The 16,248-nt window shown below is 60.9% G+C and carries 11 protein-coding genes and 1 pseudogene; 2 read left to right on the top strand and 10 right to left on the bottom strand.

The features are described from left to right. Positions 1–16: 16 nt before the first annotated feature. From QX034_RS34000 to QX034_RS07680, 6 genes and pseudogenes are all read right to left on the bottom strand, one after another. Positions 17–361 (bottom strand): annotated as a pseudogene (locus QX034_RS34000) (response regulator); the annotation flags it as partial. Between the two features lie 15 nt (positions 362–376). Further along, positions 377–841, bottom strand: coding sequence for a response regulator (locus QX034_RS07660; protein WP_315706459.1), 465 nt, complete (start codon positions 839–841; stop codon positions 377–379). Then, a complete protein-coding gene (locus QX034_RS07665) occupies positions 834–2,411 on the bottom strand; it encodes a sensor histidine kinase (RefSeq protein ID WP_315807276.1) in 1,578 nt (525 codons plus the stop codon). The genes QX034_RS07660 and QX034_RS07665 overlap by 8 nt, the downstream gene beginning before the upstream one ends. After that, the gene (locus tag QX034_RS07670) at positions 2,408–2,659 is read right to left on the bottom strand and encodes a hypothetical protein (protein WP_315706461.1); all 252 of its coding nucleotides are present in this window, start codon (positions 2,657–2,659) and stop codon (positions 2,408–2,410) included. The genes QX034_RS07665 and QX034_RS07670 overlap by 4 nt, the downstream gene beginning before the upstream one ends. 78 nt (positions 2,660–2,737) lie before the next feature. Further along, complete coding sequence (locus QX034_RS07675; RefSeq protein WP_315750838.1) at positions 2,738–5,320, bottom strand: PAS domain S-box protein; 2,583 nt, start codon at positions 5,318–5,320, stop codon at positions 2,738–2,740. A 71-nt stretch (positions 5,321–5,391) separates the two neighbouring features. Continuing rightward, the gene (locus QX034_RS07680; RefSeq protein WP_315727529.1) at positions 5,392–6,417 is read right to left on the bottom strand and encodes a phosphate/phosphite/phosphonate ABC transporter substrate-binding protein; all 1,026 of its coding nucleotides are present in this window, start codon (positions 6,415–6,417) and stop codon (positions 5,392–5,394) included. A 1,559-nt stretch (positions 6,418–7,976) separates the two neighbouring features. On the opposite strand from QX034_RS07680, the gene QX034_RS07685 reads away from it, so the two are divergent. Beyond that, on the top strand, positions 7,977–8,210 hold the full coding sequence (locus QX034_RS07685; RefSeq protein ID WP_315706464.1) for a hypothetical protein: 234 nt from the start codon (positions 7,977–7,979) through the stop codon (positions 8,208–8,210). A 478-nt stretch (positions 8,211–8,688) separates the two neighbouring features. Here QX034_RS07685 and QX034_RS07690 read toward each other — a convergent pair whose 3' ends face one another. From QX034_RS07690 to QX034_RS07705, 4 genes are all read right to left on the bottom strand, one after another. Further along, positions 8,689–10,440 (bottom strand): hypothetical protein, encoded by a 1,752-nt coding sequence (locus QX034_RS07690; RefSeq protein WP_315807278.1) that lies wholly within the window; start codon positions 10,438–10,440, stop codon positions 8,689–8,691. 280 nt (positions 10,441–10,720) lie between these two features. Beyond that, positions 10,721–11,713 carry a phosphatase PAP2 family protein gene (locus QX034_RS07695; protein ID WP_315706466.1) on the bottom strand — a complete coding sequence of 331 codons (993 nt, stop codon included), beginning with the start codon at positions 11,711–11,713 and terminating at the stop codon, positions 10,721–10,723. Positions 11,714–11,923: 210 nt separating this feature from the next. Next, positions 11,924–12,466, bottom strand: a complete 543-nt coding sequence (locus QX034_RS07700; protein WP_315706467.1) for a GDSL-type esterase/lipase family protein — start codon at positions 12,464–12,466, stop codon at positions 11,924–11,926. Between the two features lie 112 nt (positions 12,467–12,578). Further along, the gene (locus QX034_RS07705; protein ID WP_315807279.1) at positions 12,579–13,895 is read right to left on the bottom strand and encodes a hypothetical protein; all 1,317 of its coding nucleotides are present in this window, start codon (positions 13,893–13,895) and stop codon (positions 12,579–12,581) included. A 1,025-nt stretch (positions 13,896–14,920) separates the two neighbouring features. Between QX034_RS07705 and QX034_RS07710 the strand changes: the two genes are divergently transcribed. Continuing rightward, positions 14,921–16,177 (top strand): Hsp70 family protein, encoded by a 1,257-nt coding sequence (locus tag QX034_RS07710; RefSeq protein ID WP_315807280.1) that lies wholly within the window; start codon positions 14,921–14,923, stop codon positions 16,175–16,177. Positions 16,178–16,248 lie beyond the last annotated feature (71 nt).

Below are 16,248 nucleotides of genomic sequence, written 5' to 3' on the forward strand. Positions count from 1 at the left end.
CGGCGGAGGGCAACCGCGCCAGACGGTCCTTGAGCACGTAATCGTTGGCGCCTGCCCTGATCAGTTCGACCGCAGCCTGGTCGCCAATGAAACCCGAGACCGCGATCACAGGCAGCTCCGGATCCTTCTTTCGAACGAGCTTGACCGCTGCAAGCCCATCGAAATCGGGCAACTTGTAATCCGCCAATATGATGTCCGGCTTGAACTTGTCTAGCGCCTCGGCAAAGCCTCGCCCGGTCGCGGTCCGCTCCACGACGATTTTGAGGCCGGCCTTGCGCAGCGTGCGCTCGACCAGCTCCGCGTCGGTCGGCTCGTCCTCCAGGATCAGGATCTTGAGAGATCTATCCGGTGCCGGATCCATGCGCGTGCGTCCGATCTAAAGCGGCGGCTTGTTGACAAGCAGCCAAAAGAGGCCGAGCTGCGCGACCTTGGTGGCGAACTCATCGAACTCCACCGGTTTGCTGACGAAGGCGTTGGCGCCGAGCTTGTAGGCTTCCACAACGTCGCGATCCTCCTTCGACGATGTCAGAACGACGATAGGAAGTACCTTCAACACAGCGTCGGCCCGGACCTTGCGGATGACCTCGAGCCCATCGACCTTGGGCAGCCTGAGATCGAGCAGGACGACCTTCGGCTGGATCGAGGCCGCATGGCCGGCGGAGGCCGCGCGGTCGGCGAAGGCGCCCCTGGCGAACAGGAAGTCGAGCGCCTCGGCGCCGTCCTTCACCCATACAAGCCGGTTGGCCAGATTGTGCTTCTTGAGCGCGCGGATACAAAGTTCCGCATCGGTTGCATTGTCCTCGACCAGAAGAATTTCGACCACTGCGTTTGCGTCAGACATGAGAGTCCTCCTGGACAGGCAGGGCAAAATAAATCGTCGCGCCCTCGTTCACCTTGCCATCGGCCCACACCCGCCCATCGTGCCGCGCGACGATGCGCTTGACGATGGCGAGCCCGATGCCGGCGCCGGTGAATTCGGCGCCATGCAGCCGCTGGAACGCGTCGAACAGTTTACTGGCATATTGCATGTCGAAGCCCACGCCATTGTCCTTGACATAGTAGATTGTTTCCTTTTCGCCAGTGGTCGAGCCGATCTCGATGACGGCGTCGGGCTTGGGTCCGGTGAACTTGATGGCGTTCTCGATCAGATTGGTCCAGACCTGCCGGATCATGGCCGCGTCGCCCTGCGCCGGCGCCAGCGGCTTGATGTCGAAGGTCAGCTTGCGCCCCGCGACCGTCGGCTCGAATACCCTGAGCAGGTGGCGGACCAATCCATCCATGTCGATCTGCACCGAAATCAACTCACTGCGGCCGACCCCCGAAAACGCAAGGATGTCGTCGATCAGCTCGGCCATTTTGAGCGTGCTGTCGCGCACGACGTTCAGCACCCGCTGGCCCTCGGCGTCGAGCTTGCTGGAATAATCTTCCAGCAGGAGACGGGAGAAGCCGTCGATCGCCCGGAGCGGCACTCTGAGGTCGTGCGAGATCGAATAGGAAAATGCCTCCAACTCCTTGTTGGACGCTTCGAGCCTTGCGTTGGCCTTCGTCAGATCCGCTGTCCGGAGTGTCACCAGCTCTTCGAGGTGTTGATGTTCCCTGCGCAGTTCCTCTTCAATGGCCCGAACACGCAAGGCGTTTTCCTTGAAGACCTGAACCGCGCCAGCCATCGCGCCGACCTCGTCCTTTCGGCCGAGGGAGGGAATTTCGCTTTCCAATTCTCCACTGGCGAGGCGCTGCATGACATCGGTCATCTTGACGATCGGATGGATAACGCCCTTTACGACACCGGCGATTCCGGCACCAACAATAACAAGGACGAGTGCGAAAATGCCCGAGGGAACCCAAGTGAAAAATCTAACTCGCCTGGCGGCTTCGGCTTCAGTGGCAGCATTATCATCCTTGGTCTGTTTGACGATCTCTTCGATCACTGCGCGATGCGCAGTATAGGCCGCCGTTATGTCCGCATATGATTTGGCCGCCGCAGCGGCATCGGCCGTGGCCAGCGCGGGCAAAAAAGACTGTTCAACCAAGGTCCAGAAGCGCTGGACATCACGGTGCGATTTTTCGAGCAGCTTCTTCTTGATCGCGGGATCAAGGCCGGAATTCGACCAGAAGCTGTGTCTCTCATCATAGTCCTTCTTCAACTGAACCAGCCGATCGCGGTGCATCGCGAACGATGGGGGATCATGGAGGGCTAGTGTCGCTTCGAGATAGGCCTCGATGACGTATTCTGGCGGAGGCAGAATGTCCGAGACAAGATCGTTCCCAAGTACGATCCTGTTGTAAATAGGGCCGCCGACCTTGAGTTGGGAGAGCGCATAATTGCTCGCGACGATCACCACAACGAGACCGACCACCGTGAGCATGCCAAATGCAAAAATGGCGCGTGAAATCGTGATTCGAATTCTCATAGCCGCCATCGTTTAGGGTCGGCCAAGCGTGAAATGGCACTGCAAACGTACTCGGTGACGTCGCGCGCCGCGGCGAAGACGCCGGCTACTTTGCCCCTCTCCTCTTGGTAGACGCTCGCGTTGCGCGAAATTTGCTGCAGTGCCGTCAATGCGTGAACGGAGAATGCGATCAATATCACAGCCAGAAAGATCGCCAGTCCATGACCGACAAAGACTGCGATTATTTGCTTGTTCTCCGGCTGTTTCACTCGTCTCTCCGGATGCAAGGCTCCGCATCGATTGCCTTATCCCCGACGACCAGAAAGATTTCGACCACGGCGTGCGCTTCAGGCATGAGAGTCCTCCCGAACCGGCAGGGTAAAGTAAAACGTCGCGCCCTCGTTCACCTTGCCTTCGGCCCACACCCGCCCGCCATGCCGCACGACGATGCGCTTGACGATAGCGAGCCCGATGCCGGTGCCGGCGAATTCGGAACCATGCAGCCGCTGGAACACGCCGAACAGTTTTGTGGCGTATTGCATGTCGAAGCCCGCGCCGTTGTCCTTGACGTAGTAGGTAGTTTCGTCCTTGCCGGCGGTCGACCCGATCTCGATGACGGCGTCGGGCTTGGGCGCGGTGAACTTGACGGCGTTATCGATCAGATTGGTCCAAACCCGCCTAATCATGGCGGCGTCGCCTTGCGCCGGCGCCAGCGGCTTGATGTCGAAGGTCAGTTTGCGCCCCGCGACGGCCGGCGCCAATTCCTCGATCACGGCGCGGACCGCCTCATCCATATCGATCCGCGCCGGCGCGATCTCGCTGCGGCCTGCCCGCGAAAACGCAAGGATGTCGTCGATCAGCCGGGCCATCTTGATCGCGTTGTCGCGCACGACGTTCAGCACCCGCTGGCCCTCGGCGTCGAGCTTGCCGGAATAATCCTCCAGCAGGATGCGGGAGAACCCGTCGATCGCCCGGAGCGGCACTCTGAGGTCGTGCGAGACCGAATAGGCAAATGCCTCCAGCTCCCCGTTGGTCGCTTCGAGATCACCGTTCGCCGTGGTCAGTTCCGCCGTGCGCATCGCGACCAGTTCTTCGAGATGTTCGCGCTCTTTGCGCAATTCCCTTTCCGTCCGCCTCAGCGCGGTGACGTTGCGCGCCGCGGCGAAGACGCCGGCCACGTTTCCTTTCTCGTCGCGGTAGACGCTCGCATTAAAGAGAACGTCGGTCACATTGCCCGAGACGTGACGAATCGCGAGCGGATAATCGGTCACGAACCCCTTCGCGTAGACCTCCTGGTATCCGGCGCGCGCCTTGTCCGGCTCGGTGAAATAGGCGGAGACATCACTCCCGATGAGCGCCTCGCGCGCGATCCCGGTAGCCAGGATCGTCGCTTCATTCACGTCGGTGATCCTCCCGTCCGGGTCGATCGTCATAAGCGGATCGAGGCTAGCCTCGATCAGACTGCGGGTGTAGAGCGAGGCCACACGCAGGTCCGCCTCTCGTTGCCGCAGCGCGTCCCCCGCCTGCTTCAGCTCGGTGACGTCGCGCTCGATCGCCGATGCGCCGATGATGTGCCCCGCGTCATCCTTCACCGGAGACATCGTCAGCGACACGTAAATTTCCTTCCCGTCTTTCCTGCGCCGCGGTGTCTCGAAATGCACGATATGGCGTCCTTCCCGGATCAAGGCGAGATTGCTTGACATCTCCTGCCTGCGCCCGGGCGGCATCAGGACCGAGACCGACCTGCCGACCACTTCCTGCGCGGTGTAGCCGTAAATCAGCTCTGCGCCCTTGTTCCAGCTGGTGATGACGCCCTCCAGCGTCTTGCCGAAGATCGCATCGTCGCTGGACTCCACGATCGCCGCGAGCTGCGCGTTCCGCTCCTCGCTCCGCTTGCGCTCCGTGATGTCGCGCGCCGCGGCAAAGACTCCGGCCACGTCGCCCCTCTCGTCGCGGTAAAGGCTCGCATTATAGAGAACGTCGATTGCAGCGCCAGAGACGTGACGAATCGCCAGGGGATACTCGGTCACGAAACCCTTCGCGTAGACTTCCCGGTAGCCGGCGCGTGCCTTATCCGGCTCGGTGAAGTAATTGGAGAAATCGCTTCCAACCAACACTTCGCGCGCGACCCCGGTGGCCCGGATCGTGGCTTCGTTCACGTCGGTGATCTTGCCATCCGGGTTGATGGTCACCAATGGATCGAGGCTCGCCTCGATCAGACTGCGGGTATAGCGCGCGGCCGCCCGTAGGCTCCCTTCATTCCTCGCCAGCGCATCCAGCATGTGATTCAAGCTGGAAGCCAGCCTGGTGATTTCGTCCTCGCTACCCGGAATATTCGCTCGCGTCGCGTAATTCCCGGCCTGCACTTCCTCAGCCACCCTCACCAGCAATCCGATCCGATGCCCAAGCCGGTTCGCGATAAGGAGGGCTGCGAGCAACGCTGAGATCGTGGCGAGCAGCACGAAGAGCGCACTTCCCAACGTCAAGCGTCGCAGCTCGCCGGAATTTTTCTCTCGCCCCAGCCCGATCCTTGCCCAGCCGACATGCCTTTGACCGACACTGACGGGCACGGCGACCTCGGCTACGGACGCGTCGTCTCTCATGACCCGGTTCTCGGGTGGCGCCTCGAGGAGAGCCAGGCTCTTCTCGTCGGAGAGGAACTGCCCCACCTTCGCCAGGTCGCTGTGCGCCAGCACACGGCCCGAGGGAGAAATGACCATGGCATAACGAAACTCCGGATACCTCTGCAAGGAAAGAACGACTTCCTCCAAGCCCTCCACGTCGTTTGCCAGCACCCAGGGAACGGAGTTGGCCGCAAGTGACTGCGCCAAGCCTGTCGTTTCATTGATGCTGTTGAGATGACGCTGGGTCCTTTCGGACTCCACCAAATAGATCGAAAAGGCCGAAATCAGGAAAAAGAAGCCGACCACGAAAGTCAGAATGATCTGCCGCCTGAACGACCTTCGCGATGCAATTTCCGAAGGACCCATTTGCTCTCTCGCTATTGGTTATCGAGCGGACGCACGGTCTGGCTGAATTTTTTCAGAAAATCGTCGATCACGCGGTAGCGCCGGTCATCCGCAAGTTCGAAGCGGGATAACGGCATGCGCGCCAGGATCTTCTTCCCTTCCTCACTGGTGTGCAAGGTGTCGAGCAGTTGCGCTACGCGCTTCACGAGTTGTTCGGGGAGATCATCCCTGGCCACGACCCCGTTGTTGATGAGCGGTTCGGTTTCCCATTTGAGTTCCAGCTCGCTTGCCTTGTCAGGGTGTTCTTTCTGAAACGCCTCCCACGGCAACGGCCAGGTCACACCGGCGGCGACATTGCCGAGATACACGTTCATGATGGATGATTCCTGCGAACCGACATAAATGTTCTCAATGTCGCGGTTCACGTCCAGGCCGTGGGACTGGAAATAGTATTGCGGCATCATGGCGGCGGCGAGCGCAGTGCCGGCGGGATACGACACCTTCTTGCCCTTGAGGTCTGACAGGTTCTTGATGCCACTGTCGCGCCTGACAAGAACGACGCCGGTGAACTTGTAGTCGTCCCCCATCTTGGCGATGACGTGGTAGCCGTGGCTCAGCGAAATCAGCGTCTGGTATGGATTGGGGAGAGCGAACTCAAGCTCCCGTGCGTACAGCTTTTTCTCGAAGGCCTCGTAATTGCGCGAGGCTTCCAACCGGAACGAGGCGCCCTGAATGTTGCGATTGAGATAATCGATCAACGGGCCATAGATTTCGAACATGCGTACCGGATTGTGCAGGGGATGGATGGCGAAAGCATATTCCTTGCCGGCCGCCGCCGGCGCCTGCTGCGTGAACTTGGGTTCGGCCGTTTTGTCCTCCTCGCTCTGACCGCATCCCACAAGCACGAGCGCAACAACTCCAAGCAACAGGATTCTCCTCGCCTCACTCATACGAGGCGGTTCGAAAACCAGGTGGCAGAAGGCTACAATCCGCCGACACAATACCGCCGGGGACATCGCTCCATTTTGGATTTCGAGCCCGGCGTGCGCTTCAGACATGAGAGTCCTCCCGTACCGAAAAGGTAAAATAGAGCGTCGCCCCTCGTTCACCTTACCTTCGGCCCACACCCGCCCATCATACCGCGCCACGATGCACCCGCCGATAGCTAGCCCGATGCCCGTGCCGGCTAACTCGGAACCATGCGCCCGCCGGAACACGCCGAACAATTTGCTGGCGCACAAGGGACAAGAGCCATTACTTTGGAGTCGCAATGCCGCTGCAACAGAGAAAGCCGCTCAAACGGCACCTGTATCTCTACGAGGCGTTCTTCGCCGTCCTGGTGACGCCTTCGACAGACCCGACGTTCGGCGGAAGCCGTGCGGTACCGCGTTTCCGTGGTTGCTAATTGCATCGCACGTGTTTGCAGCGCCCGGTCGAGACGCCGATCTTGATCTTCCAATTCTTTGCGACGTCCGGAACGCTTGCGTATCTGAGCGTGCTGTTCAGCGATGAGCTGATCCGACAGATCGAGTTGCCCGATGCGAGACTGCTCCGCCAAAGTCGAACGTGTCGATGAAGCCAGAGAGGACTCATGCCCTCCCCCACAGCTCTTTCTTTGAGAGTATTTCTTCATTGTTTCCTTGGGCCCGTTCATGTCGGACATTCGACAGAAAATGCCCGCTCGACAAAGCTTGTACTTATGACTTCCCAGAAGGCATACGGCTGAGAGCCGAACGGCTCCACTTGCTGACCAACGGCTAACGCTGCATGCATGCGGCGTCGCTTCGTTGATGCAGATCAACCTCTGGAAGATGTTTGCGTCAGATTCTCTTTCAGAGCGACAAGGCCGCGACAAATAAGACGCGCCCACAATGTCCCAGATGCCATCTGAGCAATGTCGTGTCTACAATGTATGGGGCGCTCCGACGCGGCGGTTCAACATCGCGCTCGGCGGCCGGCGAGCCGTGGATAAGCCGAAACCTTCGAGCAGAAAGGAAGTCGAGATGAAGTTCAGAACTACGTAGCTCATGGCGAACATGACCGCCTACCCGGTCCCGCTCAGAAATCAGGCATAGATCATCGATTCCGCGATGCTCGACCTGGACCTCAGGCCGTTCGTGACGACGGTGATCGACGTCCACGCGCGTTGTCCCCTGAGCGCGACCGTATCGCTCACGGCCGCCATTGATATCGCCGCGACGCTGGACCGGCGAGTCCTTCGGTCGGGACTTCCTGAAGAGGTCTGGATCGACAACAACTTCGAATACCGCCGCCATTCGGCGCTTCGCTCCTGGGCTGAGCGACATGACATCTCGATCATCTATGGCCCCATGCTGCGGACGAGGGCACTCACCGAAAGGCCTCTGCGCGAGCTGAGCGAACTCCTCCGCAACAAGCGTTTCACGACGCTGACGGAGCTCTGCGACGACATCGAACGCTGGCGCCAGTCCTACGCCGGAGCCGCCCGCACCATCCCCAACGTCAACGAGCAGTACACGATGATCATCGTGACGGCCGACGACCGCATGAAGGGCATGACGCAACGGCTGCGCAGGGTGTCAAGCTCAAGCATGCATTCTGCCTCGATCTCGCCGCCCGATCGTGTGGCTTCAAAGATTTGCACAACTACCTTCGGCGCGACCTCGAAGAGCCGCTCAGCCTGCTCGATGACGACCTCTCGGAGGATGACTTCGCCGCTCGCGACGCATTCCAGATGGCCGCGTTGCAGACCGCCGGACTGGGCGCCGTTGCCGGCGAGTTGTTGGACCGCGCGAACCCGACGGGGTCGTGGGCCAAGCAGCCAGCCGAGGAGCCGGTCTGGGAAGCGGTCGCCGACAACGACCCGCTCTAGCACGACATCTGACTGCCTCACACCATCAAAAGCCGAGAGGAGCGGCTTCCGAAAAGTTGGCACACCCAACCGGCTGCAAATAATGAAAATCACAATATATTGTTGTAATTCTATTGCCCAGCGCCGTGCGGCGGTTTCACCATCGAACGGGCCTTAGGTCACATCCAACCAGACCGTTTGGCAAACGGATCCCCCTGTAAACGGCGCGAAAAGTCGGTCGCCGGATATTTCCGATCCGCCACGCTCGCCGCAACCACCCTACCAGCATGCGCTCTGTCGCAGGCGGTCCGCGCGGTTTCGCAAATTTTTCGATACGCTCTTATGTGTCGCGTGCGACAATCTTATGCGTCGCACCGCCAACGGAATCATTGGATTTTTGGTTAATTTCACCGCTTTATGCGGTGCGGCACACAGTGTGTGACCTTTGACGGTCTCTCAGGGCCAGATAGGAGGAGGTTGGCCGCTTGCGATCGAGGCTTCACTTTCGCAGCCGCCACGCCGCGATTTTGTTTGTGGATCCGAGGCCTATCGGCTCAAGAAATTCAGGCGTTTCGCCGCGGACCAGGGCTGCCTCCAAACCATCTGGGGCGCGTTCAATGACGCTTCGATCTGGGGACGTGCGGCAGATCACCACGTAATCGATCTGGCGATCCAACAGCATTCGATGCGCAACCGGCGCTGGCGCCATCATCAGCTGGAGCATTGCGAGATTGCCGTCATTGTTGCGATGGTACGGCGCGGCGAACACGTCGTGGTCCGTTTCCGCCAGTATGGCCGGTCCAAAATCGATCGGCGCCATCACGCGCCCCTTGGGAAGCTGTCTCATGGAAGCGGCGTCCGAAACGCTCTGGCACCTCAACGCATCGGGGTCGAAGATCATCGGCTGCGACTTGAAGATCAGCTCGATCAGCGGCTTCGCGGAAGGCCCCAATATTGCAAACATCATCGGTGAAACGGCGAATGCCAGCAGCACCAGGTTGCTTCCAATGGCGAGCGACGGCCAGAGCGTCACGGCGCCCGCGGCGAAAATCGGGGCTGCCACCATGTTTGCGCCGGCTGCGCCTCGCACCTCCCAAGCGCTAATTCCGATCAACGAGGCGAGCGTCACGACGCCAAGCACCCAACGGAAGCGATCCTGCGGATTCGACCGGAGAAGCGCCGCAACAGCTATCCCCAACGCAACGAAAGGAAAGGCGTAAAAGCCGAGAACCACCTCCGCACCAAGCCGGAGCATCCTCGCAAGTGAGACAGTCTCTTGAACGTTATCGAGCCATATCGACACCACAAGCGGATCAAGCTGTGCGTAAGGCAACGCAAGTGATCCCGCAAACAGCACGATCAACGCGCCCATCAAGCCAACCGCCACTGCGCTTGCAGTGACAACGCGGAGCCATAGAGCAGAGCGGACATGATCAATTCCGACCATGAAGACCAAGCCGACGCCACCGCCGACGGTCAGCAGCAGTAGCGGACCGCCCAACGCGTCACAGACGGGCGCCGCCAGCGCTTGCGGCGAAAGCAAAGCCAATGCGAGTAGCAGCGACGAGGCCGCCAGCGCGATCGCAAAGGCTGCAACTTGGCGCGCGACGGGAGCGCCCCGCCATATGAATAGCCCGACCACAGCAACGCTTATCGTGGCGATCGCAGGCAGCATCTCGACGCCGATGGCCAGCGATAACGACGCAGCGAGGCCCGCCAACGCGGCCTTGATCGCACTCCGCTCGATCTGCAACGTGAACAGGACCATGGAAAGCAACAGATCGATCTGGGCGTTGTGATGATCGATCCCGCCTGGCCGGAAATGAACGAGCGCCGGCACCGCCAGCATAGCCAGCACGGCGGCGCCGATCTGTGACGTTACGGCGCCGTCGCTCATCTGCCGGGCAATCGCGACGGCAAGCGCGATAGCAATGGCGAACAGCAGCAGAGGCCAGATAAACAGCGTCACCGCCTCGGCGTGGTGCATTCCGATCAGAGGCTTCAACAGCAGGATCGAGACGGCCAAGGGCAGATCGATAAGGCGCGACCAGTGCATCGGCACGCCAGGCGGGTCCAGTCGATATTGCCGGAGGTCAAACCACCCTTGCCCGTTGATCAGGTCGCGCACTTCGACCAAACGCATGGCATCGTCGGTGGACATGGCATTGAAGACGCCGGTCTTGATCGACAACAGTTTGATCGCGAGCACAACCGCGAGTCCGAGCCCCGTTATCAGGACCCCGGCACTCACCCTTCGCGGCTCCGTCGGAGAAAGGCTCGAGATTGAAACGAGATCCGACATCGGTCGTCCATCAATACCAGCCGCGACAACGACCGGTTTCCACATCAAAATCAAGAACGCGAGGCGCCTGCGATCCCTCCCACACGCCGGCGGCCGGAGCGCCTCAGATCGCCCGAGCGCTCCAAGTTATCATCACATGTTAAAGAAACTACTATGCACGGACTGCTCGTCCTGGATTCGCGTCGATCCGTCATGACAAGCGGAGAGATCGCACGAAGCGATTTGGCGACTACTTGAGGCTGAAGCGGAGCTCGGGCTGATTCACGTCCACCAGGGACGCTTTTCGACGCCTGGATCCGAGAAGCAAGGATCTGAAGAGATGTTTGGTCAGAAGAACGGCTCCGGCAGCCACGACGGCGCCGCCCACGACGTCGATGATATAGTGCGCGCCGATCAAGGGCGTTGCCGCAATCATCCATGTGTTGAGCGCAATCGTTGCCCACCGGAAAGCTCGGACCGGCCACACCGCCCACATATAGAGAACCGCCGACGCCGTATGGAAACTTGGAAAGGAGACGATGCCCGACAACCTGAGCAGTTCAAGATGACGGAGCGACCCATCGCGTAGCGCCAGGATATCACGAAGCTGCGCCGCATAATTGGTCGAATCAATCAACGGAAATTGCTCTGCCGGCGACAAGCCAAGACCATAGTAGGTCCCGACGGCCGGAACGAACACTGAAATGACGATCGTCACGGCGAGCGCAAGGTTCAACGCAAGTACGAACTGCTGAAGCCTCGTGAATCGCAGCGTCATCGTCAAAATGATGGGGATGCCCAGCAGCGGCCATTTGATGAAGCCATAACCGACGTTCAGGTACTTCACGAGCCAACTGTGCTCGTTGAAAAAGGCTGCGATCGGTTGAGGGTCCATCCCGATGGCACGGTCAATTACCAATAGCGTCTGGTCCTGCAGCGGCCAGTTCAACGCGTTTGCGACGTAGCTCAGCGGTCCAACAATCGCCGTGACCACTATGATCTGGGCCGTCGCGCCAAACCAGAAGACGAGCTTAGGATCTGCAACATCCGGCTTTATGAGCGCGGAACCATAGGCGACAGCCGCAAGTAGAAGAGCAATTGCAACGGCAACGCCGAAGGCCATCGGTTCCAGGGAAAAGTTCGTGCACAGTGTGACGCAGAACAGCACAGCCCCGAGAATCGCGACGGGTATCCAATTCAAGTTGAATGTGCGCCAAGCAAGACCGGCCTCGTCGCTGTTCATTTCCGACCAAATTGCAATTGCTCTTGGCGGCGACTATTATCGGCATTTGCTAATGTAGACTAAAGACGCCCCCCTACATTGTATTCCGATCGTCCGGCAGTCCTCGTCGGGGGCTGCCTTTACGTTTCCGGTCGGCTTGACGCTCTTTTGTATCCCGAGACGCACGCTTGGCGCCAGGACCGGCCAATGAATTGCTGCTGCAATGGCAGGCTATCGCAACCCAGCAGCGACCTTCGGAAGCAACCAGGCTGCGATCGCCGCATGGCCCGCTTTGTTGAAGTGCTGACCGTCGACCTCAAGATTGCTCTTGCCGGCAATGCTTCCCAGGCGAACGAGCAGGATCGACTTGATGCCGCGTGCCCGAAGTTGTTGCTGCATCTCAGCCACATTCTTCGCTGTGTCGAACCTGCAAGTGCCTTTCCAGGCGTCGTTGCCGCCGGGTTGAATGATGACCACCTTCGTGTCGGACCCGATTTCGCTGTCCAATCGAGATAGCATGTTGCAAGTCGTGTCTCCGGCAATACCGGCGTTCTTCACCTCGACGCCGATGCCGCGGGCATGGAGCAGCTGTTCAAGTTGAGCGGGCCAAGCGTCCGAAGGCACCACCCCGCCATGGTGGCTACCCCGTCCTGCGCCGATCGTATTGCTCGCACCGATAGCGACGACTTGGGCGGCCGAGGCCGGTCGGCCCGCTTCCATCGTCAACAAGAGCAACGCCGCAGAAAAGGCGGCAAGTCTTCGGTTCAAAATCATATAAAATCCCCTTCGGTTTTATGTCCGCTTGTATTCCGGCTCTTTGCTCGCCCAAGCCCCGGTTCAGTAGCTAACGTAACCTAAATTCGATCACCCATTTCAATCGAAAAGTTTAGTGTGCGTTGCTCCTGCGAGAGACCGGCTGCGCCACGACGTGAGCGCGTTTGGTGTGCGGCGACCGGACCTGACCCGAACGCCCATCGGATGAGCCGACCCTGCGAACATCCGCGCTCGGCCGCAGCGCGAGTTCGGCGCGGCTCTGCGCCGGACCATCAGTCGCAAGGGCGGCATCCGCGGTGCCAACGATTCGTGCTTCGCTGAGAGCGCCGGGATTCATCAGCATAGGCACCATGCCTGCCGATCTCGGCTGGGCCGCCGGGAGCTGGGTCTCGACGCCCCGGATCGATCCGGTGGTCCACAGCTCCTCTTGCTCCGGCACAGAACCGAACGGCACCAGCGCGGCGCCAAACAGCAGCGTTGCCGCCAGCCCTTTCGCAAGCGGAGGCGCAGCGCGAGGCGACATTGCGAGCGTCGCGAAGGACCGTATCGCGCGCCAAGCCGGCATCCCCGCCGACGAGCCTCGGCCAGCGCCGGGTCCCCGAACGCCGCTATCGCACTCTCCCGCAACGATCGCAGAGGTCGCCGAGCGGAGGACGCGGCGCGAGGTGTCCAACACCAGCACAGTCAGGCATGCGAGAAAGCCGAGGCTGCCGCCGACGGCGGGCAGGATCGGACAGGTCTCGGCAAGAAGGACGGTCAATACCAACGACACCAACACCGGCCGGATCGGACCTGCCAACCGCTCCGGCGACGACATGCCGAGAAAGCACCCCGCATAGAATGCGTCTTGCAGACATGGATCATTCGGCTGCATTTCATGGAGCGCGACGAGGCCGACGAACGCAACGGTCGCGGCGGCGAAGATCCTGATCACGCGGCGCGACGCGGCCACCCGCGGTTGCCGCAGCACCAACAGGGTGGCGAGCATGCCGGTCGCGCACACCGCGAAGATCCGTGCCACCGCGCCGGGATCGCTGTCGAAGGCGTCGACACGAGCAACGCGAAACAACTCGCCATCCGAACCGAGCAAGGGCCCGAGGCCGACGAAGAGAAAGGACGCGATGGCCGCGAGCCCACCGAGCCGCCCGCCATAGCCGCGCAAGATCCCCCTCCGCAGCCGCAGGTCCATTGCGCAGGCGAGACAGAACACCAGCCCGCAAAAGATCGACAGCAAAGAGAACGACGCACTGACCGGCAGGCCCGATCGGGCCACGCTCTCGCTGAGGACCGCAACCGGCGTCATCCCGCCGAAGCTTCCTCCATAGGCCGAGGAAAAGAAAGCGCTCGGCACCAGTTCGGCCCACCCCGACAAGATCAGTGAGGCGCACAAGAGGATCGTGACGGTTGCCGATGCAATTGCGGGAGGCACCCCGGAACTGCTCAGATCCAGGGTAAGAAGGCAGCCCAGGAAAGCCCCCACGAAGGAAGCGACCGGCGGGCAGCAGAGCTGCAGCGCGTTCCCGGCGCCGCCGGGATGGATCGTGGGGCCGTTCACCTCCCGCCACGACCGGGGGTCAAAGGTCCGCGGCACTTCTTCAGGGAGAGAATGGAAATCTTCCATCCGGTTACTCAACTCACAACGCCACACACTGCATCACGCCGATGACGCCGAGCTGCACCCGATCCGGGTCGACCTCAGCACCAGCTGGCTACGGCGACGAGCATCGAGCACGACAGCCGCACCAACTGACGCGTCAAGAATGTCTCAAATTTGCCGCGACCTGGAAGTATCCGGTTCCAGATTGAGAAAAATACGTTCGGAAAATGCACCGATCGTTAATTTTACAACCTGTGTGTGTAGCTCGCCCCCGCCGGGCTCGAGCAGCCAGCACCAGGGCGACGCCGGTCCGCGCCCTTGATATGATGGTTAACAGACATTGATAGACCGTGACGTGCCGACATTCGGCGCGAAGAGCGCGGCGCGACGGAAGTCCGTCGTAAGGCGCCCAAGCTGATCCCGGGATGGCGCCAAACGTCGGCCTCTCATTCGACGGGCCTGCCGCCGCCGTCCGATGCGCGTTCTGCCGGTGCTTGCCGCGGCCGACGCCGACATCGCACGATCGTTCGTAAAGCCGCATGGCGCGAACCGCATTCGCCGCAGGGCGATCGCATATGGCGCAAACTGGATCGGGCCTCATGGTTCTCCCGGCGATGCGTAGCATCGTCCGGAGACGCGCCGCATGCGGCGCTCCTCACCATGAGGGTCTGCCATTTTGCCGCAAACCAGCCCTCGTCCCGAGGAGCTCGCCGGAGGCGAGCGTCTCGAAGGACGGCCGCGGAAGAGATCCGTCGGCCGAGTTTTTCCCCATATGCAGTAGCCCTGGCATTCGCCGGATGACACGACGCCGCCGAGCGGGTAAGCCGTCGCCCCGGACTGACACGAGCAAGACGAGCATGGTTGCGGCCTATTGCGGCATAGACTTCGGCACTTCGAACACCACCATCGGCATCAGCGATCCAGAGAAAGCCCGCCTGCTCCCGCTCGAAGACCGCCACCTGACGCTCCCGAGCGCGATGTTCTTCGATTTCGAGGATCACCGCACCCATTTCGGACGCAGCGCGGTCGATCATTACCTGAAGGGCCATGACGGGCGCTTCATGCGCGCGCTGAAGAGCATCCTGGGCACGGCGCTGATCCACGAGAAGACCTATATTCGCCAGAAGGCGGTGCCGTTCTCAGGGATTCTCGGACTCTATTTCGCGCATCTGAAGTCGCAGATGGAACGCCAGCTCGACCGAGAGATCACGGAGGTCGTGCTCGGCCGCCCGGTGCGCTTCGTCGACAAGGACGATGCGGCCGACGCTGAGGCGCAACATGCGCTGGAGAACATCGCCCGTGCGCAGGGCTTCCGGACCATCGCCTTCCAATACGAGCCGATCGCCGCCGCGCTCGATTATGAGCAGCATGTCCGTGGCGAAGAACTGGTCCTGATCGCGGACATCGGCGGCGGCACCTCCGACTTCTCGATCGTGCGCGTCTCGCCCGAGCGGCGCAAGCGGGCCGAGCGCGCCGGCGACATCCTGGCCAATGGCGGCATCCATATCGGCGGCACCGATTTCGACCGGCTGCTGAGCCTTAAAAGCGTGATGCCCGAGCTCGGCTACGGCAGCCCGACCGCCGACGGCAAGCGCAGCCTGCCCTCGCTCTATTATCATGAGCTCGCGACCTGGCACCGCATCAACCAGCTCTACAAGAAGAACGTGATGTCGGAGCTGCGGCAAATCCGCTACGAGGCCGCGCGACGCGACCTCGTCGATCGCTTCATCGCGCTGGTCGAGGCGCGCCAGGGCCATGCGGTCGCCATCGGGGTCGAGGAGGCCAAGATTGCCCTGACGCGCGCGGAGACGGCGGTCTCGGCGCCCGCCGATCATGGCGCATGGGCGAAGTTCTCCTTCACGCGGCCCGCGTTCGACGCCGCCATCGCTGACGCCGTCGAACGCATCGTCGCAACGGTGCAGCGGCTGTTGAAAGACGCACGCGTCGCGGCGACCGATGTCACCACGATCTTCCTAACCGGCGGATCGAGCATGGTGCCGTTGCTGCGCCAGGCAATTCTGGCCCCCTTCCCCGGTGCACGCGTCGCCGAAACCGACCTGCTCGGCAGCGTCGGCATCGGGCTCGCGCTCGACGCCCGACGGAAATTCGGCTGACGGCCGTCGAACGTGCGTTTCCTGCAACAGGTCAGTCCGATCCGATCGGCATACCCAGACGTGGGAATTGC

Origin of the sequence: Bradyrhizobium sp. SZCCHNR3119 (genome assembly GCF_032487775.1) — a bacterium.
Classification (GTDB): domain Bacteria; phylum Pseudomonadota; class Alphaproteobacteria; order Rhizobiales; family Xanthobacteraceae; genus Bradyrhizobium.

Coding starts and splice junctions, on each gene's coding strand:
- QX034_RS07680 (WP_315727529.1), bottom strand. CDS start 6,417: ATGTCTGAAGCGCACGCCGGGCTCGAAATCCAAAATGGAGCGATGTCC.
- QX034_RS07660 (WP_315706459.1), bottom strand. CDS start 841: ATGTCTGACGCAAACGCAGTGGTCGAAATTCTTCTGGTCGAGGACAAT.
- QX034_RS07710 (WP_315807280.1), top strand. CDS start 14,921: ATGGTTGCGGCCTATTGCGGCATAGACTTCGGCACTTCGAACACCACC.
- QX034_RS07695 (WP_315706466.1), bottom strand. CDS start 11,713: ATGAACAGCGACGAGGCCGGTCTTGCTTGGCGCACATTCAACTTGAAT.
- QX034_RS07700 (WP_315706467.1), bottom strand. CDS start 12,466: ATGATTTTGAACCGAAGACTTGCCGCCTTTTCTGCGGCGTTGCTCTTG.
- QX034_RS07665 (WP_315807276.1), bottom strand. CDS start 2,411: ATGAGAATTCGAATCACGATTTCACGCGCCATTTTTGCATTTGGCATG.